This is a genomic window from Cellvibrio sp. KY-YJ-3 (assembly GCF_008806955.1).
Classification (GTDB): Bacteria; Pseudomonadota; Gammaproteobacteria; order Pseudomonadales; family Cellvibrionaceae; genus Cellvibrio.
Map to the genome: position 1 here is coordinate 2,113,514 of NZ_CP031727.1, position 21,165 is coordinate 2,134,678.

Sequence of the window (21,165 nt, forward strand, 5' to 3'; positions counted from 1 at the left end):
CGCGCCCACTTAAAACGCATTACTAATTGGGGGAGAACTCTGTCACTAGCGTTACCACTTTACTGACCAGCTCGTCGGCTTCTGCATCGCTGAGGATGAAGGTTGGCAACAAACGAATGGTATTCATGGCAGTTACGTTGATCAGTATCCCCAGGTCGCGACCTTTTTTTACCAGCTCGGCACAGGGCGCAGTGAGTTCGATACCAATCATTAAGCCCTTGCCGCGAATATCAACTACCTTGGGGTTATCGCCCAGGGCTTCTTTAAAACCCGTGAGCATTCTATTGCCCAGTGCGGTTACCCGTTCCATCAGTTTGTCGGCGAGCAGGGTTTCAATCACCGCGATACCGGCACTGCAGGCGAGTGGGTTGCCACCAAAGGTAGTGCCATGGTTGCCCGCTTGTAATACTTCTGCGGCTTTACCACGTGCAAGGCAAGCGCCGATTGGCATGCCATTACCCAGACCTTTAGCGGTGGTTACTACGTCCGGCAATATGCCGTTGTGCTGATAGGCGAAGAAAGTGCCGGTACGGCCGTTGCCGGTTTGGATTTCATCGGTCATCAGCAGTAATGCGTGTTCATCACAAAGGGTGCGCAACTGGTTCAAATAGTCGGCCGCCGGTACCCGCACGCCGCCTTCGCCTTGTACGGGTTCAACCAGAATAGCGACGACATTTTTATGCTCAGCGATGGCGGCTTTCACTGCAGCAACATCGTTGTAAGGCACACGAATAAAACCTTCCACCAGCGGTTCAAAGCCGATCTGTACTTTTACGTTGCCAGTAGCGCTCAATGTCGCCAGGGTTCTGCCGTGGAAACTGTTGGCCATAACGATCACAGCGGGATTTTTCACGCCTTTTTCGTTGCCATATTTCCGCGCGATTTTAATCGCGGCTTCGTTGGCTTCGGCGCCGGAGTTAGAGAAAAATACCTTGTCCATGCCTGAGACCTGAATCAGCAAATCGCCCAAACGTTGTTGCTGGGGAATGTTGTACAGGTTGGATACGTGCAACAAAGTTGCTGCTTGTTCAGAGATGGCTTTGGTCAGGGCAGGGTGCGAATGGCCCAAACCGCACACGGCGATACCGGCAATCGCATCGATATAGGAGTTGCCCTGATCATCCCACACGCGGCTGCCCGCGCCCTTGGTCAGGGTCAGGGTTCTGGTGCCGTAAGTGTTCATTAGACTGGACATGGTGTTCTCCAAAAACAAAGCCGAGGCTTTAACAAGGTCAGTTCCCGATAGCTGAAAAAACGAAACCAACTCAGCCTATCGCGTGCGGGCTGGCGGGTGATTCATTAAGGGGATTTTTCGCTAACTCAACACGGCGAGCCGGAACGGCGCAGTGGGTGCGCCTAAGGCGCGCAGCAAAAACAGGCGGTAAATATATAAGTTATTGCGATTATTGGCAAATTTGCCCATTTTTGTGGCAGTTACACGCAGGTCGCCACCGGTTTATTGGCTAAAGCCGTTTCCCTGCACAAACTCCTTGGCAAAAATAATATCGTTTTGCAGGTGGAAACCTTCGTCCGGTGGCTGGATAAAAAATCCTTCAAATAACCGCACCCCTTGTAGCCACAAACTGGACAGGTTGCGTGAGTTTTCAATTTGTGTCGCGATGACCTTGACCCCGCGTTGGGTTGCCGTGCTGACCAGGCTTTCCAGAAGTGCCGGATTTGTCCCGGTATTCGACAACTTGGGGCACAGACGCAAATAGTCCAGCGGCAGTTGGTCGATTATCTCCACAATACCGGGGTTTTCACCCGCCCGGGTGAGGCAAATACCGCACTGTATATCATGCAGCGCCCGCGCAATTTCGCGGGTTTGATGCAGGTGATTGAGCACCCAGTTTTCCTCAAGCATAAATACCAGGCGCTCGCTGCCGCGCAGGCGGGAGGAGCGCAGCACATTGGCGGCAAAAGAAAAGAAGGTGCTTTGTTGCAGCGTGTCTTCGGCCAAATGGATAAACAGAGTGGCCTGCTCACGGGTGGCGCTGTTATTGGCGATAGCGCTCACCGCTTGTTGCAATACCCAGCGATCCAATTCAATACGCTGTGACGGTTTATTGATCCGGCTGAGAAATTGTTTAGCGGCGATGGGTTCGCCGTCTTCACCCTGTAAGCGCAGCAATACCGAGAAGTGCTCTATGCGCGCATCTTCCAGGCTAATGATGGGCTGGAAGGCGAGGGACAAATCGCGGCTGAAGACGATTTGGGAAAAGTCCGGCTCGACTTTGGTGAGTACCGGAATAGTCACAATATCGACAGTGTCTGCTGTTGGCGCATGGTTGGGTTTGGGAGCCAGGCTGGCCTCAAATGCTTGTTCCGCACACAAGAGTGCCTGATTGGCTGTGCCCAGGTTGGCGGTTAAGAGGGCGATACCGGTGTTTACCGTCAGGGATATTGCCTGCTCGTGGGCCAGGTATGTACGTGCGGCCAAATGGCGCCGCAATTGTTCGCAACGTTGGCGGTGAAATTCGGCACTGCGTTTACCGGCTAATACGCAAGTCACCATGTTGGATAAATCGATCCACTGTTCGTCGCTGCCAATGGCATCATCCAGATGGCGGCAGAACTGGTCGTGTAGTTTGATCAGCTCCACCATGCCTAATTGCTGGCTCAATTCACTGAGATTATCGACACTAATATAGTAGAGCGCGCTGGTGTGTTGCCCTTGTGCACCGCTATTTATTTCGTCTTCCAGCACTGAAAAAAAGTAACTGCGATTAACCTTTTGTGGCAATTGGGTGTGGCGCGTCACCCGTGCAACCCGGCTTTTGAGGACTGAGGTTTGGTTGAGTGCCTGTTCGCAAATACCAATCAGTTCAGTCGCTTCAAAGGGTTTGGTGAGTACAGCGTTAACTCCCAGTGCTTTGATAGTGTTGTGCAGCTTGGTATCGGTATCGGCAGTGACAAATACGATGGGCAAGAGCAAAAAACGTGGATCCTGACGCAAGAGTACGGCCAGCTCCATGCCGTTGATGTCGGGCATGTGCATATCCAGGATCACCAGGTCCGGGTTGAACTGCGCCGCTTGTTGCAAGCTATGCAATGGCTGCTTGACGCTAATGACCTCCATACCGGCATAGCGCAGAATCTCACTTTCCAGTGCAGCCATGTCGGGGTCGTCGTCCACTACCATCACTTTATAGGTGCGATTGTGCTGGGTAATGATTTGCAGCAGCCGCTCGATCAGCAGGCCCATATCCAATGGTTTGATTAAATAGTCGCTGCTACCGGCGCGCAAGGCGCGCAGTTTGGCGTTGACATCGGTGCGCCCGGACAAGAGCACAATCGGAGTGGTAGGTGGAGCCAATGCTTTGATCTGATGGAGGCTGCCCAGCGCTTGCAGTCCGGCGCGCTCAAAATCGGGGTCCATCAAAATTGCATCGGGTGATTCTTCGTACAGCCGCTGCATACACTGTTGCACGGTTTCAAAGTATTCAACGCTAAACCCCACACGGCGCAAATAAGCACTACACATCGCCGCGAGGGTGCGATCCGGGTCGATTAAAAACAACACCTTGCCTTCCGCATCCGGGTAGGCCTGTTTCTCAATGGGAGCGGGTAAGTTGTCTTTTGTGGTAATGCCTTGGGCCGTTGCCATCATCACTTGGCTCAGGCGTTTGACGTGCTCTTCCAGCTGGGTATATTCCTGCCCACCAAAGCTGCGTCCCAACTCCTGCAGTTCGTTTAAGAAGTTTTCCAATTGGCTCGCGCTGGCGCGCAGCTCTGGCAAGCCGTAGCTGGCACCGGCCTCGTTTTGCTTCTGCACAAACTGCTGCAGGGCGGCAAAACCCTGTGCGCTCCAGTTTAAGTGGCGCAGGTAACCCCAGATGTTTTCCAAATGCCGCGCACGTTCTGGCAGGCTGGTAATAAAACGCTGGCGCAGGGCTTCAAGCTGTTTACGAAATTCTTGCGTCATAGGCTCGGTCCACTGTTGCTTACTTCAGTATAGAGGCTGTTATGCAAAGTGTTATTTAAGTACGAGTGCTTACTCATCGCCGATGTAAAAAACCGTTTTAGCAGATGAGAGTTCAGCAGCCTTTGCGCACAATGGCGCCTGTCATTTCTTTCTTACCGTCGCACCCGGTTACCGGGTTAAGAGATTCCACTGCAATGTCTAATCGATTCAACCGTTTTGCCCCTCGTGTTACCGGCCTCTGCCTTATGTCATCCACAATCCTGATGACGCTACCGCTTGCAGTTCAGGCGCAACAAGTGCTGGAGACGCTGGTGGTTAGCGGCGAGCGCCCGGCGTCGGTTTTGTCATCCCAAGTGATGCTAAAAAACGCCGGCGATTTCCCGCCCGGTGCGCGTCTTGATCCCGCTGAACTGCTGCAAACCCTGCCCGGGGTTCAGGTGGATTCACGCAGCAATTACGCACAGGACACACGCATCAGTCTGCGTGGTTTTGGCGCCCGCTCGGCGTTTGGGGTGCGCGGTATAGATCTACAGGTGGATGGCATTCCCATGTCCACCCCCGATGGGCAGGGGCAACTTTCCAGCGTCATGCTCGATAACATCGACAGCGTGCAAGTGCTGCGTGGCCCTATCGCCGTGCTTTATGGCAATGGCGCTGGTGGGGTGATTGCCCTGCAAACCGCCGCGCCCGTGGCAAATCAGGTGAATTTAGGCGTGATGGGCGGCGACCCTGGGTTACAGCGCCAAACGGTGCAAGGCGATTGGCGGCAAGGGGCGATGGCGGCGCGGGTGCAGTTGGCGAATACCGAGGTGGATGGCGAGCGCCCGCATTCAAGTGCGGAGCGCCAGCAGGGGGCGGCCCAGTTTTACTACACCACCAGCAATCAGCTGGACATCACCCTGAAACACGAGCGCAGCCATGACCCGCTGCTGCAAGACCCGCTCTCGCTGCGACCGGAAGAGTGGCGCGCTAACCCGCGTCAGACCAATCAGCTCGCCGAAGACTTTAATACACGCAAATCCGTCGATCATGAGCAGACCTCTCTTAGCTTGCGCGACAGTGAGGGTTCAACCCGCTGGCAAACCTCGTTCTGGCACGGCGAGCGCGCCATCACCCAATACCTGGGTTTTAGCGGTGAGGGGATTTCTGGCAGCGGTGGGGTCGTGGATTTAGTGCGCGATTTCGCCGGTGCCAGCGCGAATATCACCCAAAGTTTTAACCTGCTGAATATGCCCGCCGATATGAGTGTTGGTATCGAACTGGCGCAAACGGAAGATCGCCGGCGCGGATTTGTAAACAATAACGGCATTGCGGGCGATTTGCGTCGCAATGAATTGGGCAAGGTGGATAGCCGCGATATTTATGCGCTGCTGCAATTAACGCCGACAGCGGATTTGTCGTTCTACACCGGTGTGCGTCAAAGCCGGTTGGATATGGAAGTGGACGATTATTTTGTGGTTACCGGTAACCCCGATGACAGCGGCACGCGTGACTATCGTGAAAACGCCTATGCGTTTGGCGCGAATTATCAGCTCAGTGACCAGTGGGGGTTATTTGCCAGCCGTGGGCGCGGTTACGAAACACCTACACTCACCGAGATGGCTTATCGCCGCGTGGGCAGCGGGTTAAATATCGCCTTGGAAGCCGCGCTGAATAATCAGCAGGAATGGGGTATTCATTATCGCCCCCTGGCTGGTGCCGAATTAAGCGTCACCCAGTTTATGATCGACAGCAAAAACGAATTAGTGGTGGATCAGTCGGTCAGCGGTCGCACCAGCTACCGCAATGCGGCGGCGACTGAGCGCGAAGGTGTGGAAGTCTTAGGTCGCTACAGTGTTAACGATCAATGGCGCTTGCAAGCCAGCGCACAATTTATTGATGCGATTTATTCTGCGGGTGAATTGGATGGCAACCAATTACCCGGTGTAGCGCGCGAGCAATATCAACTCGGTTTACAATGGTTGCCCTTCGGCAGCGATGCGTTGCAATTAGGCGCCAGCCTGCAACAGCGCACGCGGGTATTTAGCGCCGATGATAATGCCGTGTCTGCACCGGGTTATCGCACCTTTGATGTGAGTGCCCAGGGCGATGTGGTAATTAATCAACTGCGTGTTGGTTGGTGGTTAAAAGTCGCAAATGTGAGCGATGAAAATTACGTTGGCTCAGTGGTAGTGAATCAAGCCAATGGTCGCGCATTTGAGCCAGCGCCGGGGCGTAACATGACGGCCGGAATGAACATAGTGTTTTAATAATAGCCATTAGGTTTCAATAATAGAGAGCAGCATGCAACAGCAGAGTTCACGGCCATTGGTTCCATTGCATAGCGATTTTAAGTATCGGGTTGATTACGTTGGCCTTGAACGTCAACCGGTATTGGTCATTGATAATTTTTTGGTTCATGCTGAAACCCTGGTTGAATTTGCGCAGCAGCAAGGGCAATTTAATAATGCCGATGCTCATTACCCCGGTGTTCGTCTGCCTGCTCCGGAACTTTATTTGTATTCCTTTCAACGGCACCTGCATCGATTAGTGAGTGACACTTTTGGAATGCGTGACGAGTGGGTTACTGGCGTAAAAGCAGATTTTTCCATGGTCGTCACGCCGCCTGCCGAGTTGCGCCCGGCGCAGTGTTTACCACACTTTGATTCAACCAATGGCCGTGAATTGGCGGCAGTACATTATTTGTGTGACAGTAAACAGGGCGGCACTTCGCTCTATCGTCATCGCTCAACAAATTATGAAACTATCGATGCTGAGCGCAAGCCAATCTATCGCCGCAGTTTGCAACAAGAACTGCCGGATCATTTGGTGCCGCGTAGGTACATGAATGGTAGCGATAATTTTTTTGAACAAATTGCCAGTTACGAAGCACGTTTCAATCGCCTTATTATTTATCGCTGCAATAATTTGCACTCCGGCAATATCGCGCCGGATTTTACTTTTGACCCCAGTCCGCGCACTGGCCGGTTAACATTAAATACTTTTATCTATGCGCGCGCGTAAACTGAGTCAAATTGGATTTGGTAGATGGGGGCTTTGTGATTAATCCACTAAACGATACCGCGACCGAAAGGTTGCCCCAGCTGCATAAACACCAGCAGTTTAGTTTTCGCGTTGACTATATCGGCGATGAACGTCAGCCGGTATTAGTGATAGATAATTTTCTCGCCAATGCTGAACAGCTTATTGATTACTGCGCGCAGCACAGTAAGTTTAATACTGCAGATTTATCTTACCCCGGTGTGCGCATGCCTGCGCCCAGCACTTATCTGCGCGCTATGTTGCGCGATTTAGGTGAAATTATTTATTCAACCTTTGCTATAAAATCCACCATGATTCAGGGTTTGCGCAGCGATTATTCAATGGTGGTGACACCTCCGGCACAATTGCGCCCGCCACAATGTGTACCCCATGTGGATTCGACTGGTTTAAATAATCTCGCCTGCGTGCATTATTTGTGTGATGAAACCATGGGCGGTACTTCTCTATATCGTCACCGTACCACCGGTTATCAAACAATCAGTGACGCGCGTAAGCAACTTTATTTGGTGGAATTGACGGCGCAATTGCAGCAGCGTGAATTACCCAAAGCTTATATCAATGGTTCAACCGATCTATTCGAACAGCTTGCCAGTTATGACGCCGGTTTTAATCGCCTGGTTATGTATCGCAGTAATCACTTACATTCCGGCAATATCGCACCGACATTTAAGTTTGATCCCAATCCGCGCACCGGCAGGCTTACGCTAAATACCTTTGTGCATTGTCAGGAGTAATGCGTGAGCATTGAGTTAAATCCGCAGGCGAAAAACGCTGCCATTCATCTGCCTGAATTACCCTTAAGCGCACTGCGCAGTGAATTTGTCGCCGCACTTGCACACACGCCTTTGTTATTGGAAGCGGAGCCGGGCGCTGGGAAATCCACCCTCGCACCGCTGTGGGTTTTGCAACAAGCACCCGCAGGGCAACAAGTATGGTTGGTGCAGCCGCGGGTATTAGCCGCACAAGCGCTTGCCCAACGGCTCGCCCAGCTATTGGGTGAAACCCCGGGGCAACAAGTGGGTTATCAAGTGCCCTACGATTCGCGCATGAGTGCGGATACCCGTTTAGTATTAATGACCCCCGGTATTTTACTGCAGCATTTACTGCAAAACCCCACGCTCGATAATGTTGCCTGTGTGATGTTGGACGAGATTCATGAGCGCAGTGTCAATCAGGATATGGCGTGGGCATTTTTGCAAGAAGTGCAAATTCTGCGTGAGGATTTGCAGCTGGTACTAATGAGCGCAACACCAGACCCCGCATTGCAACAACAAATTCCCCAGCGAATTTTTGCGCCGGGTCGCTGCTTTCCGGTCACTGTGCAGCATCAACCAGCCAAACAAAATGCGCGTGGTTATCCGGAAAAAGTGGATGAACAATTACTGCGTGCCTTGCAGTCTTATCCTGCATGGCAAGCCAGCTGTTGTCTGGTGTTTTTACCGGGTTGGCGTGAAATAGAAGATTGCGCGCAATTGCTCGCCAGCTATTTTCCCGCACATAAAGTCTGTCGCTTACACAGCCGTGTTAACGCCGCCGAGCAATTAATGGCGCTCGACCCAGCGCAGGGCCCACGCATTATTTTGGCGACCAATATTGCTGAAACTTCATTGACGATTGCCGATGTCACACTGGTGATTGATTCGGGTTTGGCGCGCCGCGCTGATTACGAACAGCGCACTGGCGTTACTCGCTTACGCAACACACGCATCAGCATGGCCAGCGCCGAACAGCGGCGCGGTCGTGCGGGGCGCGTGCAAGCCGGCCACTGTATTCGTCTCTGGTCGCAAGACCAGCCGCTCGCCGCTGCGGATTTACCGGAAATTCGCGCGACGGACTACCTTCCGCTGATGTTGCGCATCGCCCACTGGGGCAGCCCCGCCCAATCCTTACCTTGGCTTGAAGCACCGAATGCGCTGGCATTAGCTTTTGCGCAGCAACAATTGCAAAAAATGCAGCTGCTGGATGAACAGGGCGTAATTACCCCTGCGGGTGAAAAAGTCAGCGCGCTGGGTACTCACCCGCGCATTGCCGCGTTTTTGTTGCTGCATAAAAATGTGATCGCCACTTCATCTCTATTGCTCGCTTTGGCGTTACATTTTGAATTGGCGGGCGATCAGGATCTGGAGCAGTGGCTTGCAGATGCGGCGCAAGAATTAAAACGCAATCACCACTGGCAGCGACAACAAAAACGTTGGCTTTCGGTATTGGCGCTGCAGGAAGAAAATGCCGCAATCGATTCGTTATTGATTGCGCGGGCGTTCAGTGATCGTATCGGTTTTAAACAGGAGTCTGGCCGCTACCGTTTAAATTCGGGCATGAGTGTGGAGCCGCAGGGAAATTTGGAATCCAATTGGGCGGTGTTTTTACTCATCAATACCAAGCCCAAAAGTCACTCGGGTATTGGTCTCGCCTTATCACTTGCGCAGGCGCAACAGCGCGAGTTAAGTCAGTTGAACCAAAGCATGGTTTTCAAACAGCAGCGCTGGCAAGAGCACAGCTGTTGGACCATGGGCGGTGTGGTTATCGACGAGCAGTTTCAACCCATTGACTCTACAGAGTTGAGCGCAAAATTGGTGGCCCATGTTCAACAGCTTGCGCGCGAAAAAAGTTTAGCGCAACTATCATGGAGTGACAGCGCACGCGCTTTACTCGAACGTGCACGATTATTAAATACACATCAGTTGTTGGATTGTCTCGCACTGGACGATGCGTCACTTATCGAGAAGATGCCGCAGTGGCTATCACCCTTTTTGAATGAAAGCACACAACTGGAACGCTTGCCGCTGCGTGAAGCGTTGGAATTTTATTTGGGATATGAACAGTGCCAAAAAATTGCGCAGCTGTTGCCCGATAAAATTACTTTACCCAGCGGGCGCAGTGTAACTATTGAGTTTACCAGTGAAGGCAGCGCGCAAATCTCGGCCAAGTTGCAGGAGTTTTTTGGCTGCGAACAGTTGCAACTGGGTAATGGCAAAATCCCGCTAAAAATCCATTTGCTTTCACCCAATGGCAGCCCGCTCGCCATTACCACTAATTTGCAAACCTTTTGGCAGCAGGCCTACCCCGAGGTACGCAAAGAAATGCGCGGCCGCTACCCACGCCACCCCTGGCCGGAAAATCCGCTGGAACACGAGGCGACTGCACTAACCAAGCGAAAATTAGCGCAGCAGCAAGTGCCGCAATAATTTCCCGGGCTGGATGGGTTTCGCTACACCGAGATACCCACTTCCAGCTCCGCAACATAGCCCTCTTCTACACTTCCGGTCACCGTTGCTAATTGATATTCCACTCCATCGCTAAATACATTGTCTGCGGCAAAACTGGTTACGGAAGTATTTTGCCCCTTGGTATAAAGCGAAGAATTATAAACAGCAGTTGTTACTGCGGCGGGAAATGCCATTTGTGAAATGGCAGTGGACTGCGCGGTGCTGCTGTAAGTGGTTAGGAAAATCTGAAAGTGAATGTGAGTGATGCGCCCTGCATACCAACCGGGGTAGATGGTAGTGAAATGGGCCACGCCATTGGTGTCGGTGTACTGAATGCCGCGACAATAGGTTTGGCCAGCTTGCCCGGCGTTATTGTTGGTGGAATATCCCGAGTACAAACCGTCTTTATCACAGTGCCAGATATACACATATGCCGAAACCGGACTGCAATTGTTATTGACATTCACCAATTTTAATTTGACTTGCAAGGGCACACCGGTTTTATCCTCTGCGATATTTTCACGCAGTACCAGTGAATTATTTAGTAGGGTTGATAATGGAAAGGGACCAATGGTCTCGGTGGGAATTAATGTACAACTGCCCGAGCTGCTACTGGTTGCGGCGTTGGTGCTTGTTGAGCTAATACTGGCGGTGGATGCAGTAGAGCTACTGCTGGTGCTGCTATTACTTGAGCCTCCACCACAACTGATTAAACCGGTAGCGCCCATAAGGCTAAATAGTCCAAGTGTACCAAGCGTTTTACGACGGTCGCTATCGACTGTACTTTTCGCTGTATTTGCATTGCTATTTGTATTTCCGTTTCTGTCCTGCTGGTTCGGCTGCTGATGCATAATTATTTTCCTGTGCTGATAAGTAGTGGCTGTTGTTAGCAGTAGCGCTTAATGGCGCAACTGTTATTGACAACAACTATGACCAGATTCCGAAAAGCTTGTTATGGGCAGATTGTGAAAGCAATTTGCATAATTTGTGCAAACTTTATGACTGTGCAAAAACTATGGAACTTGATGGGGCGCGGGAAAAAGAGCAAGAAAAGTCAGTTTTTTGCGCAGTTTCTTACCTGGGTTCTTGCGAATGGGAGGGGACATCGCGCCGTCCGTGGCGCCGGTGTATCGTCAACTGTATCAAGGCAGTTGCAGGCGATAGCCAACACCGTAAACCGAATGAATCAAATCGTCGCTGCAAATGGGCAGTAATTTTTTTCGCAACTTGGTGATGTGAGAATCCATGGTTCTATCACTCACAATGCGGTGGTCGGTGTAGGCATTTTTGAGCAATACATCGCGTGAAATAACACGCTGCTTGTTAAGCAGCAATGTTTCCAAAATGCGAAACTCAATACTGGTTAATTCAACACATTGATCACCAACGCAGGCATATTGGCGCTCTTTATCCAAACGAAAGCCGGTGTCTTGTTGCTCGTCAGTTTTATTGCTGCGGCGCAATACAGCTTTTACGCGTGCAATTACTTCGCGTGGACTAAAGGGTTTGCAAATGTAATCGTCGGCGCCCAATTCCAAACCGAGCAATCGGTCTATTTCTTCCACTTTTGCGGTAGTCATAATTATGGGCACTTGCGAGGTTTTGCGAACCTCTTGGCAAATACTTAAACCATCGCGATTGGGGAGCATTAAATCCAGTAATACCAAATCCCATTTTTCATTGAGTATTTTTTGCAGCGCCACCTCGCCATCACTGACCAGTGTAGCGGTAAAGTTTTCACTGACTAAATAATCTTGCAGTATTTCACCCAGATCAATTTCATCTTCAACAATTAATATATTCATGCGGATTCCTGCAGAGGTAAATAAACAGATACTTTCAGGCCGCCCAACTCGCTGTTAGCAATGTCAATGCAGCCTTCGTGGGCTTCACAAATGTTTCGACAAATACTCAGACCTAAACCTGCGCCACCGGTTTCACGGCTGCGTGATGATTCGGCACGATAGAGTCGCTCAAATAATTTTTCATGTAACGTTGGGTCTACACCCGGTGCCGAATCTTCAATCATAAATACTGCATGGGCTTTATTGTTCTTTACCGCAGTATCGAGTTGCACACGAATAGTGCCGGGACTTTGCGTGTAATTAATGCTGTTGTTAAACAAATTTAAAAACAGCTGGTGCAAACGTTCGGGATCGGCAAAGGCAAGCAGGGGATTTTTGGGTGTTTTTAATTCCAGCGAAAGCCCTTGTTGCGTGGCTTTATCCTGCAGGGAAACCCTGATTTCCTCGATAATTTCTCCTAAATCGCACTCGCGTTTGCGATAACTCATGGCACCTATATCGGTGAGCGAGAGGTGATACAAATCGTTTACCAGATTGGCGAGGCGCTCAGCATGTTTTTGCAGGCGGGTAATCGCTTTTGCATCAAACTTGCGCACGCCGTCTTCCAGTGCTTCCAAATCTGCTTTGAGCACCGCGAGCGGGGTACGCAATTCGTGAGAAATATCCGCAACCCAGCGTTTGCGTGCCTGTTCACTTTGCGCCAGGGTGTGGGCTAAGTGATTAAGGTGTTCGGCCAGGGTAGAAATTTCATCCTGACCTTTGCTTTGCAAGCGCTGGGTGTAATCGCCACTGCTTAAGCGCTGCACGTGAGTCGCTAGTTTTTTTACCCGCTGGGTTAACAAATAGGACAGCGGAATAGCGCAGAAAAGTGCAATTGCCAGTGCAACCAGTGCAGTTAATAAAAAATGCTGTTGCTGGCGTTTGGCGAATTCATTGTCGCGCAAGTCGCGCAATGCCGGATTCATCGGCGTACCGAGATAACCTACTACTTTTTTTTCACCATCGATTGTAAGTATCAAGTCGTTAAAAAAATAAGTTTCATTGCGCCACTTTTTACCACTGAGTAAATTTTTGTCGGCATCCAACAAAATAAAACGTTTGAAGGGTTGATGACGCAAAAAATCATCGGGACGCACGGGGCGGTCGCGATCATCACGACGATTCTCCTGGGTGTTGCGACGCAACAGAAAAGATTGCAGCGCATCGGTATTATCGTCCGGTGCGAAGGAGGGATTTATCTCTGGCGGCAGTGGCAGCGGAATAGGGCGCTCATTGCGCTGCCGCCAGGTGGTGGAATATTGCCAGACAAACATTTGCCAAAAATGACGATTATTTTTGAAGCTATCCCAGTTTCCATAGAGTGCATAGTGATGCTCTAGGGCGTTGATTAATTTGGCGTTGCGCGCCGCTTCTTTTTGCTCCATGTAATTATTGAAGCTGTGCTCAAAACTCAAGCGTGAGTAAAGGTAAAGCCCGCCGGTTAACAGCAGCGCAAATAGCGCAAAGGCGGCAAATAATTGGACACGTAAATTAAACTTCACAGCAACGAATACCTTCAAAGGGCGGGAGAGACAGCGAACAGACTTATCACAGAATAAGCAAAAACCGCGATTTGGCAATCGCCCCCGATTGGCCTGCAGCGGTCGGCTAGGGTAAAATGGCAATACTTGAGCAAAATACTCGGATATACCGACCTTGCCCAGTTGCCCCCTCATTCCCAGAAGACATCCCTAAAGATCATCGAGGTAGTTAAGATGGACGTGTTAGATACAATCAAGCAGCAAATTAGTGACAATGCTGTGATCCTTTACATGAAGGGTTCACCCAGCGCGCCGCAGTGCGGCTTTTCTATGCGTGCGTCACAAGCACTCATGGCCTGCGGCCAGCGCTTCGCCTATGTGGACATTTTGACCAATCCGGATATTCGCTCTGAATTGCCAAAATTTGCTAACTGGCCAACCTTCCCGCAACTGTGGGTTAAGGGTGAGTTGATCGGTGGTTGCGACATCATCACCGAAATGCACGAGAAGGGTGAATTAAAACCTTTGATCGATGCGGCGGTTGCCGCTTAATTAGTTAAGTGGTATTACCCTTGGCCCGGCGACGCACTGCCGGGCTTTGTATTTTGCACCCATTTGCGGTGTGTTATTGCAGGGCAAAATAGACCAGTGCTACTGCGCCTATCAAACTCAGCCCACACATAATCAACCCTGTCATGCGTTGCCGTGCACGGCGTTGATCATCATTATCGTCGCGCAGTTGATGGGCGCGCCAGGCAATGTCTTTGGACTTGAGCAGCTTGTCGCGTATCTGGTTCAGTGCCGTCATCTCATCCACCAATTGTTGATCTGGTGTCTGTTGATGTTGTTTTTCCAGTTGTTTTAATTGGTGATCCAGCTGCACGAGTTTGGCATCCAGGGCGGCGGATATCTGGCGAATTTGCATAATCAAAGCTCAAAATAGTGGCTGCTCAACCTTAGCAGAATTGCACCGGCTTTGCTGTTAGCGCAAGGCTGTCATCCGGTAAATCGGCTGGCCCTCTGAAAAACCAAAAAAAAATAATCGCCTAGGGCGAAAACCTAATAAAATACTTTAACTGTATTGGCGCTGTGCTATAAAGCCGCCCTAAAACCGCTCGCCCGACTATGACGTAGGGGGAGATACCTTAGGCCTTGAGCTGCAGGAGATGAACAACGATGTTAAGAATGTTTAAAGTTCAAGGTAATACCCTGCGAGAGGATAAGGAGTCGGATGAAAGCCCGCGCTTGGCATTGAATAATGCGCTCTGGATTGATGCCCACGAACCCTCCGACGAAGAGCGCGATGAGCTGAACGGCTTCTTACGTGCCGAACTACCTGAGTCAGATGATGTTGAAGAGATTGAGTTCTCGGCGCGCTACTTTCAGGACAGCGTAGGTATTCACGTGCACTCCCTGTTCCTTGCTCCCGGTGAATCTGGCCGCCACAGCACTGCTACGGTTGCATTTATTCTGCAAGAGAAACGTTTGATCAGTGTGCGCGATGGCGACCTAGCGGATTTCCGTCTGTTGCGTATGCGCGCCCGCGCCGGTCAGGTGCAAGTGGCGTCCCCCCAGGATTTGCTGGTGACCATGTTTGAGCAGAAAGTGGAAAACCTCGCTGATGCCCTAGAGGATATCCATCGCAAACTCGAAGATGTGAGCCATATGGTGCTGGAGGATGAGGACGCCGAGCTGGAAGATGCCATCGATAAACTGGCAAAACTGGAAGACAGTAACGGTAAGATTCGTCTGTGTTTGATGGATACCCAGCGCTCCATTTCTTTTTTGCAGCGCCATTTGCGCGAGTCGTTTGAGTTGCAGGAAACGGCACGGGAGATTAAACGCGATGTGGATACCCTGATGTCGCACACCGCGTTTTTGTTCGACAAGATTAACTTCCTGATGGACTCCACCCAGGGTTTTATCAATATTGAACAAAACCAGATTATTAAAATTTTCTCCATTGCCGCGATGGTGTTCCTGCCGCCTACCGTGGTAGCCAGCGCTTATGGGATGAACTTTGAGTACATTCCCCATACTGACTGGAAATACGGTTTTGTAGTCGCAGTAGTATTGATGTTGCTTTCGGCGGTCTTGCCCTATTGGTATTTCAAGCGCAAAGATTGGCTCTGATAAGCCCCATGGTTACCAATAAAAACGCCACAGTGAGTGATCGCTGTGGCGTTTTTTTTGCGCTATTAGCGCTTAAATTGTTGCGAATGCTTACTCCTCGACCCACTCCCAGCGCAGGGGTTGACCAAAATCGTCGAGAATCACTTTTTTGCGTGGGCGCATTTTTTTTGTTTTTTGTGCCAGTTGCGGTTTTTTGCGCGCCTCGATGGCTGCAACTACTTCCGGCAGTGGTGTGCGATCCTCTTGGCCGCTGCCATCAAAGATACTGATCAATGGTCCATTGGCATCGGCGCGGCCACTTAAACCGCGCGGCACTTCATTTACCTGACCGCCATGGGTCAGAAATTCCTGGATTTGCGCTTCCAGTTCCTGATGCAATTGGCGACGAGTTTTGGTTGGTTTGATCATTGAATTCAGAATATTTCAGTTAATAAACGCGATGGGCGGAAAAAACGGCATCTGCCAGCATAACAGCGCGCCTGACATCAGGGCAAACCTTGCGATGGACTGATCCTCGCATCAGTGGCGGCGTTTGGGGTAAACTGCGCGCCACATTTACTCGCTGGGCCGCCTGGCTGCACTATCCAACCGGTTCAGGCGCTCTAGTTCATCCCGCCAGCACGCCAGCGTGCAGTCACATGACCCAAACCAGCACCATGACCCAAGCCAGTTTAAAAATTACCGAGATTTTCTATTCGCTGCAGGGCGAATCCAACACTGTGGGTTTGCCCACGGTGTTTGTGCGCCTGACCGGCTGCCCGCTGCGCTGCGGTTATTGCGATTCTGAATACGCATTTTATGGTGGCGAGCGATTATCCCTTGATGAAATTCTTGCCAAGGTTGCCAGCTTTAATCCCCGTTACATTTGTGTCACCGGCGGTGAACCGCTCGCCCAGCGTGAATGTTTGACCCTTTTAGGTGCATTGTGTGATGCAGGATACAGCGTATCCCTCGAAACCAGTGGCGCCTTGCCGGTGGATGATGTGGACCCGCGGGTGGTGAAAGTCATGGATTTAAAAACCCCCGGTTCCGGTGAGGTAGGGCGCAACCGCTGGGAAAATATCCCACTTCTGAGTGGGCAGGATCAGGTTAAGTTTGTGATTTGCAGCCGGGAAGACTACGAATGGGCTCGTTTCAAGGTTGATGAACACCAGCTGGTTGGCCGTGTTGCTGAGGTGTTGTTCTCCCCCAGTTTTGGTCAAGTAACACCGCTTTCACTTGCGGAGTGGATTCTGGCCGATAATTTGCCTGTGCGTTTCCAACTGCAATTGCACAAGCTGTTGTGGAACGACGTGCCAGGCCACTGATTCCTACAAAGTTTCTCATGCCTGGCTAATCCTTTATTTGTTTTGGTTGATCGAGTTATGTCGCAAAAAAAAGCAGTAGTTCTTGTCTCCGGTGGTTTGGATTCCACTACCGTGCTCGCCATTGCCCGTAGTGAGGGTTATGCCTGTTATTCCATGAGTTTTGATTATGGCCAGCGCCATCGCTCCGAGCTGTTAGCTGCCGAGCGCACCGCCAAGGCGCTGGGCGCAGTGGAACACAAGGTGATTAAGCTGGATTTACGTGCCATTGGCGGCTCTGCGCTGACTGATGACACTATTGCGGTACCGGAAGAGGAGACCGGCGGTATTCCGGTGACTTATGTACCGGCGCGCAATACGGTGTTTTTATCTATTGCGCTGGGCTGGGCGGAAGTGCTGGGTTGCGATGATATTTTTATCGGCGTGAATGCGGTGGATTTTTCCGGCTACCCAGATTGCCGCCCTGAATACATCGCCGCTTATGAAGTGATGGCTAACCTTGCCACTCGCGCGGGCGCTGAGGGCAATAAACTACATATTCGCACACCACTTATTCATCTGAGTAAGGGAGACATCATCAAGCAAGGTGTAGCGCTGGGTGTGGATTACGGCCTGACGGTATCCTGTTATCAGGCCAATGATGAAGGCGAGGCTTGCGGCAAGTGCGATAGTTGTCGCCTACGCAAGCAGGGCTTTGTGCAGGCCGGTATTGCTGATCCCACTCGCTATCAATAATGCTGTGCTAGCAATAGCGCATCTACATCAACTGTTTTAGGAGCAATAGCCTCGTGCCAGCAACTCACTTTCGAGTTGCTCCAGCGGCATGGGGCGGCCAAAAAAGTACCCCTGAAACAAACGACAACCGTTTTGTTCCAGAAACACTTGCTGCTGGTCTGTTTCAACTCCCTCCGCTATCACTTGCAAATTCATGTTTTGCGCCATAGCGATAATAGTGCGCGCAATAATTGCATCGTTTGGGTCTATGGCGATATCGCGCACAAAGGTTTGGTCAATTTTTAATTGATCCAGCGGCAGACGTTTGAGGTAGGAAAGTGATGAATAGCCTATGCCAAAGTCGTCCATTGAAAAGCCTATACCGCGATCCTGCAGCAGTTGCATTTTGACAATGCTTTGATCGACATTTTTAAGCAGAGAACTCTCTGTCAGCTCCAGCTTAAGCCGGCGAGGATTAACCCCGCAACTGTCGACAATGGTCAGTACCTCTTCCACAAAGTTGGGTTGGTTGAATTGGATTGGGCTGACATTCACTGCAATGCTCAGGTGTGCAAATTCAGCGCGCTGCTGCCAGCGCTGTAATTGTTGGCATGCCTGGCGAATTACCTCGCGTCCCATGGAGACAATTAACCCGGTTTGTTCCGCAACGGGAATAAAGTCGGCGGGCGAAATCATCCCTTTTTGAGGGTGTTGCCAGCGCAGTAATAACTCCACACCTATGGCTTTGCCTTGTTCATCAACCTGCACTTGATAGTAGGGAATTAACTGTTTGCGCGAATCGTGAGCACTGCGTAAATCCTCCTCTATGGCTGCGCGTTTCTCCAAATGGGATTGCATGTTGGGGTCAAAAAAACGGATGGCATTGCGGCCACTGTCTTTGGCTTGATACATGGCGGCATCGGCATGGCGTAGCAGGTCATCGATGGAGCGGTTTTGGCCGTTAAACAGGCTTACCCCGATACTGATGGTGCAGTGATAGACCGACTGGCGCAATGCATAGGGCAGGCTCACTAACTCGTGTAACTGCTCGGCGCGTTTTTTGGCTTCCTGGGCCGCGTCTTGCGGGTTATCCCCCAGATTATCAAACACCACCACAAACTCATCGCCGCCCAACCGGGCTGCCAGGTCAGAGCTCCGGATAATGCTCTCAATGCGCTCGGCTACCTGCACCAAAAGTTGATCGCCAATATGGTGGCCGCGAGTATCATTCAGCAGTTTGAAGTGATCCAGATCGATAAAAAGTAAAGCGCCGTACTGTTGGCTGCGGGTGCTTTGCGAGACAACTAATTTGAGGCGGTCTTGCAGCATGCGACGATTGGGTAAGCGGGTCAGTGGATCAAAAAACGCAAGGTTGTAGATTTTTTCCTGATCCTGCGCGCGGCGCAGCTCGCCGCCAATACGCTCTGCAAAAATTAACAGAAGCGAACTTAATTGCGCAGAAACAGGGGTGGGGTGCTCGGCCATGGCAATCAGGATGCCGATGGGAATCCCTTCCGCATCGCGGATGCCCACACCCAAATAACTCTCAATCTTGTGCTCGCGAAACATTTCATCCAAGGGGTAGTGCGCGGTGGCCGCACTGCTGACAAAACACAGATTTTCATCCATCACATCGGCGCAGGGTGTGTGTTCAAGTGAATAGCTGAAGTTGGGCTGCAACTCACCGCACCGGAGATAGGTGTGGGTGTGCGCTGTCATCGGGTCATCTTGGTCTATAAGGCTAATGAGCACATGCTCCACGCACATTGCATCGCCCAGGGCGCGCAAGATGGTGACAAAAAAATCCGGTGCTGAAGCGGCATCAGCAGCCGCAGCGGTCAGTGCCAAATCGAGGCGCTTGCGCTCGCTGATATCCTGCATTGTGCCCTGCAATACTATGCCTTCTGTGGTGGGTGTTTTATCGGCCTGTAGTTGCAACCAAAAACGTTGATTGCCGCCCGGTTCAAGCCGCAGATCCAGGGACAGCGGTTGTTGTTGGTCAAGTGCTGAGTTGAGTGCGATTTGTAGCAGCAGGCGATCATCCGGGTGGATAAAGGAACCAATAAAATCCTCCATCTTGCCGCTTAACGCCTCTGCTGGCAGGCCGAATAGTTTGCTCATGGATTCGCTGAACTGGTAGTTCCCGGTGTGCGGGTTCCACTGCCAATGAGCCAGACGTGCCATTAATTGCGCGCGTTTCAGTTGCGCTTGCTGCTGTTCCTGATGAAGGTCTGATTGTGCGAGTTGCTGGTAGCTATGGGTAATCTTGATGTGTGCAGCGGTGATCATAAAACCAATGATCACCATACTTGCGGTATAGAGCCAAATCAGCCAAAAACTCAGCGTCATACTGGGCAACACAAATGGCCCCCATTGGTTCACGGTTGCCCATATGGCTAAAAAACAAAAGCCTATGGTGGTGATCGCGCTGCCAAACAGGCCGAACCAGAGGGCTGCCCATGCAATGCAAATAAAAGTGATAAACACTATGGGCAGGTGCGCACCATTGACAAAATTGTTGAGCGGGAAGCAGATTAATCCAACGATCAGACTTGTGCTGATCACCAATAAAAAATCTATCCTGCGCGTATTGACCCGGTTCAGATAGTCGCGATTCATATTGACCAAGAACGGCATGGCCAGAAACACGCCCAGACTGTCGCCCATCCACCATGCAAGAGCGATGTAGGCAGCGGTCTCCAGAGATAACTGATGGTAAATACCAATTAAACTTGCGCCCACCAGCGCCGAGAGTGTCATGCCCAGAGCGCTGAGCAGCAAAAAGCCGAGGGTGTGTTTACGATCAAGGCTGGATAGGTCGCAATTAAATCGGTGCAGCAGCCAGACGGTTGCCAGAGGCGAGAGGGTATTACCGGCGGCGAGTAGCAGGTTCATTTGCAGATTGTTGCCGGAGGTCATGTTTATCAGCAGTGCAGCAATAAAAACACTGGGCCAGAGTTTGGGTGTCCAGCGATAAAACGCCGCTGCAGCTATACCACTTGGCAACCAAAATAGTGTGACCTTTTCATTTTCAAACGGAACCAGCAAGCCTAACCAGCCGGTAGAGAAATAAGCCAGTAGCAGTATTAAAAACTGGCTCGGCTTGACCCCTGCAGGCCTTAGTGTGTTTTCTCCGGAGGGCGCAAGCGGCATGCGAGTGTCTCAATAGCAGTCGTTCAGTGAAGAGGCCTATGCAGTGAATAATAGGTCAATTTTTACACGCAGGAGTGGAAAGTTTTATCTTGCTCGCCGTTCAAACCGGTGTTCCAGCGTGAATAGCAGGTGTTTGTGCATTAGAAAAACAAATCGTTTTTTATATAACCGGCCACCGCAGAAATTTGTGGTTCGTTATGAAATGTTTAAAAAAACGCTTGTCTTTTTTTATCAAAACCTTATTATACGCGCCTCGCATTTAGGGTCGTTAGCTCAGTCGGTAGAGCAGTTGGCTTTTAACCAATTGGTCGCTGGTTCGAATCCAGCACGACCCACCACTCAACTCTGTTGTGGTGATGTTTT

General features: G+C 50.9%; 16 protein-coding genes and 1 tRNA gene. 9 read left to right on the plus strand and 8 right to left on the minus strand.

Translation table 11 applies throughout. From position 1 onward, the window contains the following. Nucleotides 1-22 precede the first annotated feature (22 nt). Nucleotides 23-1,195 carry an aspartate aminotransferase family protein gene (locus D0B88_RS08955; RefSeq protein ID WP_151056640.1) on the minus strand — a complete coding sequence of 391 codons (1,173 nt, stop codon included), beginning with the start codon at nt 1,193-1,195 and terminating at the stop codon, nt 23-25. Between the two features lie 261 nt (nt 1,196-1,456). After that, a complete protein-coding gene (locus tag D0B88_RS08960; RefSeq protein WP_151056642.1) occupies nt 1,457-3,925 on the minus strand; it encodes a response regulator in 2,469 nt (822 codons plus the stop codon). Nucleotides 3,926-4,170: 245 nt separating this feature from the next. On the opposite strand from D0B88_RS08960, the gene D0B88_RS08965 reads away from it, so the two are divergent. The 4 genes from D0B88_RS08965 to hrpB are packed head-to-tail and all read left to right on the plus strand — an operon-like array spanning nt 4,171 to nt 10,152. Then, complete coding sequence (locus D0B88_RS08965) at nt 4,171-6,174, plus strand: TonB-dependent receptor domain-containing protein (RefSeq protein WP_225318613.1); 2,004 nt, start codon at nt 4,171-4,173, stop codon at nt 6,172-6,174. 34 nt (nt 6,175-6,208) lie between these two features. After that, a complete protein-coding gene (locus D0B88_RS08970; RefSeq protein WP_151056644.1) occupies nt 6,209-6,928 on the plus strand; it encodes a DUF6445 family protein in 720 nt (239 codons plus the stop codon). 35 nt (nt 6,929-6,963) lie between these two features. After that, nucleotides 6,964-7,701: a DUF6445 family protein gene (locus D0B88_RS08975; RefSeq protein WP_225318614.1), complete on the plus strand. Its 738-nt coding sequence runs from the start codon at nt 6,964-6,966 to the stop codon at nt 7,699-7,701. Between the two features lie 3 nt (nt 7,702-7,704). Then, on the plus strand, nt 7,705-10,152 hold the full coding sequence (gene hrpB / locus D0B88_RS08980) for an ATP-dependent helicase HrpB (RefSeq protein WP_151056646.1): 2,448 nt from the start codon (nt 7,705-7,707) through the stop codon (nt 10,150-10,152). 23 nt (nt 10,153-10,175) lie between these two features. Here the strand turns inward: hrpB and D0B88_RS08985 are convergent, their stop codons facing one another. The 3 genes from D0B88_RS08985 to D0B88_RS08995 form a co-directional block, all read right to left on the minus strand. Then, nucleotides 10,176-11,024: a protocatechuate dioxygenase gene (locus D0B88_RS08985; protein WP_225318615.1), complete on the minus strand. Its 849-nt coding sequence runs from the start codon at nt 11,022-11,024 to the stop codon at nt 10,176-10,178. Between the two features lie 291 nt (nt 11,025-11,315). Then, on the minus strand, nt 11,316-11,978 hold the full coding sequence (locus tag D0B88_RS08990) for a response regulator (protein ID WP_007644237.1): 663 nt from the start codon (nt 11,976-11,978) through the stop codon (nt 11,316-11,318). Then, nucleotides 11,975-13,519 (minus strand): ATP-binding protein, encoded by a 1,545-nt coding sequence (locus tag D0B88_RS08995; RefSeq protein WP_151056648.1) that lies wholly within the window; start codon nt 13,517-13,519, stop codon nt 11,975-11,977. Before D0B88_RS08995 ends, D0B88_RS08990 begins: the two co-directional genes overlap by 4 nt. A gap of 213 nt (nt 13,520-13,732) precedes the next feature. Here D0B88_RS08995 and grxD point away from each other — a divergent pair, with 213 nt between their 5' ends. Next, nucleotides 13,733-14,050 carry a Grx4 family monothiol glutaredoxin gene (grxD, locus tag D0B88_RS09000; protein WP_040392827.1) on the plus strand — a complete coding sequence of 106 codons (318 nt, stop codon included), beginning with the start codon at nt 13,733-13,735 and terminating at the stop codon, nt 14,048-14,050. A gap of 73 nt (nt 14,051-14,123) precedes the next feature. Here grxD and D0B88_RS09005 read toward each other — a convergent pair whose 3' ends face one another. Next, the gene (locus D0B88_RS09005; protein WP_151056649.1) at nt 14,124-14,423 is read right to left on the minus strand and encodes a hypothetical protein; all 300 of its coding nucleotides are present in this window, start codon (nt 14,421-14,423) and stop codon (nt 14,124-14,126) included. Between the two features lie 260 nt (nt 14,424-14,683). On the opposite strand from D0B88_RS09005, the gene corA reads away from it, so the two are divergent. Further along, on the plus strand, nt 14,684-15,631 hold the full coding sequence (gene corA, locus D0B88_RS09010) for a magnesium/cobalt transporter CorA (protein WP_007644232.1): 948 nt from the start codon (nt 14,684-14,686) through the stop codon (nt 15,629-15,631). Nucleotides 15,632-15,721: 90 nt separating this feature from the next. On the opposite strand, the gene D0B88_RS09015 is transcribed toward corA, so the two are convergent. Next, nucleotides 15,722-16,039 (minus strand): hypothetical protein, encoded by a 318-nt coding sequence (locus tag D0B88_RS09015; RefSeq protein ID WP_007644229.1) that lies wholly within the window; start codon nt 16,037-16,039, stop codon nt 15,722-15,724. Between the two features lie 230 nt (nt 16,040-16,269). Here D0B88_RS09015 and queE point away from each other — a divergent pair, with 230 nt between their 5' ends. After that, on the plus strand, nt 16,270-16,938 hold the full coding sequence (gene queE, locus D0B88_RS09020; protein WP_151059379.1) for a 7-carboxy-7-deazaguanine synthase QueE: 669 nt from the start codon (nt 16,270-16,272) through the stop codon (nt 16,936-16,938). A 57-nt stretch (nt 16,939-16,995) separates the two neighbouring features. Then, nucleotides 16,996-17,670 carry a 7-cyano-7-deazaguanine synthase QueC gene (gene queC / locus D0B88_RS09025; protein WP_151056650.1) on the plus strand — a complete coding sequence of 225 codons (675 nt, stop codon included), beginning with the start codon at nt 16,996-16,998 and terminating at the stop codon, nt 17,668-17,670. A 36-nt stretch (nt 17,671-17,706) separates the two neighbouring features. Here the strand turns inward: queC and D0B88_RS09030 are convergent, their stop codons facing one another. Next, complete coding sequence (locus tag D0B88_RS09030) at nt 17,707-20,802, minus strand: EAL domain-containing protein (protein ID WP_151056652.1); 3,096 nt, start codon at nt 20,800-20,802, stop codon at nt 17,707-17,709. Nucleotides 20,803-21,064: 262 nt separating this feature from the next. On the opposite strand from D0B88_RS09030, the gene D0B88_RS09035 reads away from it, so the two are divergent. Further along, nucleotides 21,065-21,140 (plus strand) — tRNA-Lys (locus D0B88_RS09035). Nucleotides 21,141-21,165 lie beyond the last annotated feature (25 nt).

Bases quoted from the DNA above. Each gene is read 5' to 3' on its own strand.
- D0B88_RS08955 (WP_151056640.1), bottom strand. From the start codon at position 1,195: ATGTCCAGTCTAATGAACACTTACGGCACCAGAACCCTGACCCTGACC.
- D0B88_RS08960 (WP_151056642.1), bottom strand. From the start codon at position 3,925: ATGACGCAAGAATTTCGTAAACAGCTTGAAGCCCTGCGCCAGCGTTTT.
- D0B88_RS08965 (WP_225318613.1), top strand. From the start codon at position 4,171: ATGTCATCCACAATCCTGATGACGCTACCGCTTGCAGTTCAGGCGCAA.
- D0B88_RS08970 (WP_151056644.1), top strand. From the start codon at position 6,209: ATGCAACAGCAGAGTTCACGGCCATTGGTTCCATTGCATAGCGATTTT.
- D0B88_RS08985 (WP_225318615.1), bottom strand. From the start codon at position 11,024: ATGCATCAGCAGCCGAACCAGCAGGACAGAAACGGAAATACAAATAGC.
- D0B88_RS08990 (WP_007644237.1), bottom strand. From the start codon at position 11,978: ATGAATATATTAATTGTTGAAGATGAAATTGATCTGGGTGAAATACTG.
- grxD (WP_040392827.1), top strand. From the start codon at position 13,733: ATGGACGTGTTAGATACAATCAAGCAGCAAATTAGTGACAATGCTGTG.
- D0B88_RS09005 (WP_151056649.1), bottom strand. From the start codon at position 14,423: ATGCAAATTCGCCAGATATCCGCCGCCCTGGATGCCAAACTCGTGCAG.
- corA (WP_007644232.1), top strand. From the start codon at position 14,684: ATGTTTAAAGTTCAAGGTAATACCCTGCGAGAGGATAAGGAGTCGGAT.
- D0B88_RS09015 (WP_007644229.1), bottom strand. From the start codon at position 16,039: ATGATCAAACCAACCAAAACTCGTCGCCAATTGCATCAGGAACTGGAA.
- queE (WP_151059379.1), top strand. From the start codon at position 16,270: ATGACCCAAACCAGCACCATGACCCAAGCCAGTTTAAAAATTACCGAG.
- queC (WP_151056650.1), top strand. From the start codon at position 16,996: ATGTCGCAAAAAAAAGCAGTAGTTCTTGTCTCCGGTGGTTTGGATTCC.
- D0B88_RS09030 (WP_151056652.1), bottom strand. From the start codon at position 20,802: ATGCCGCTTGCGCCCTCCGGAGAAAACACACTAAGGCCTGCAGGGGTC.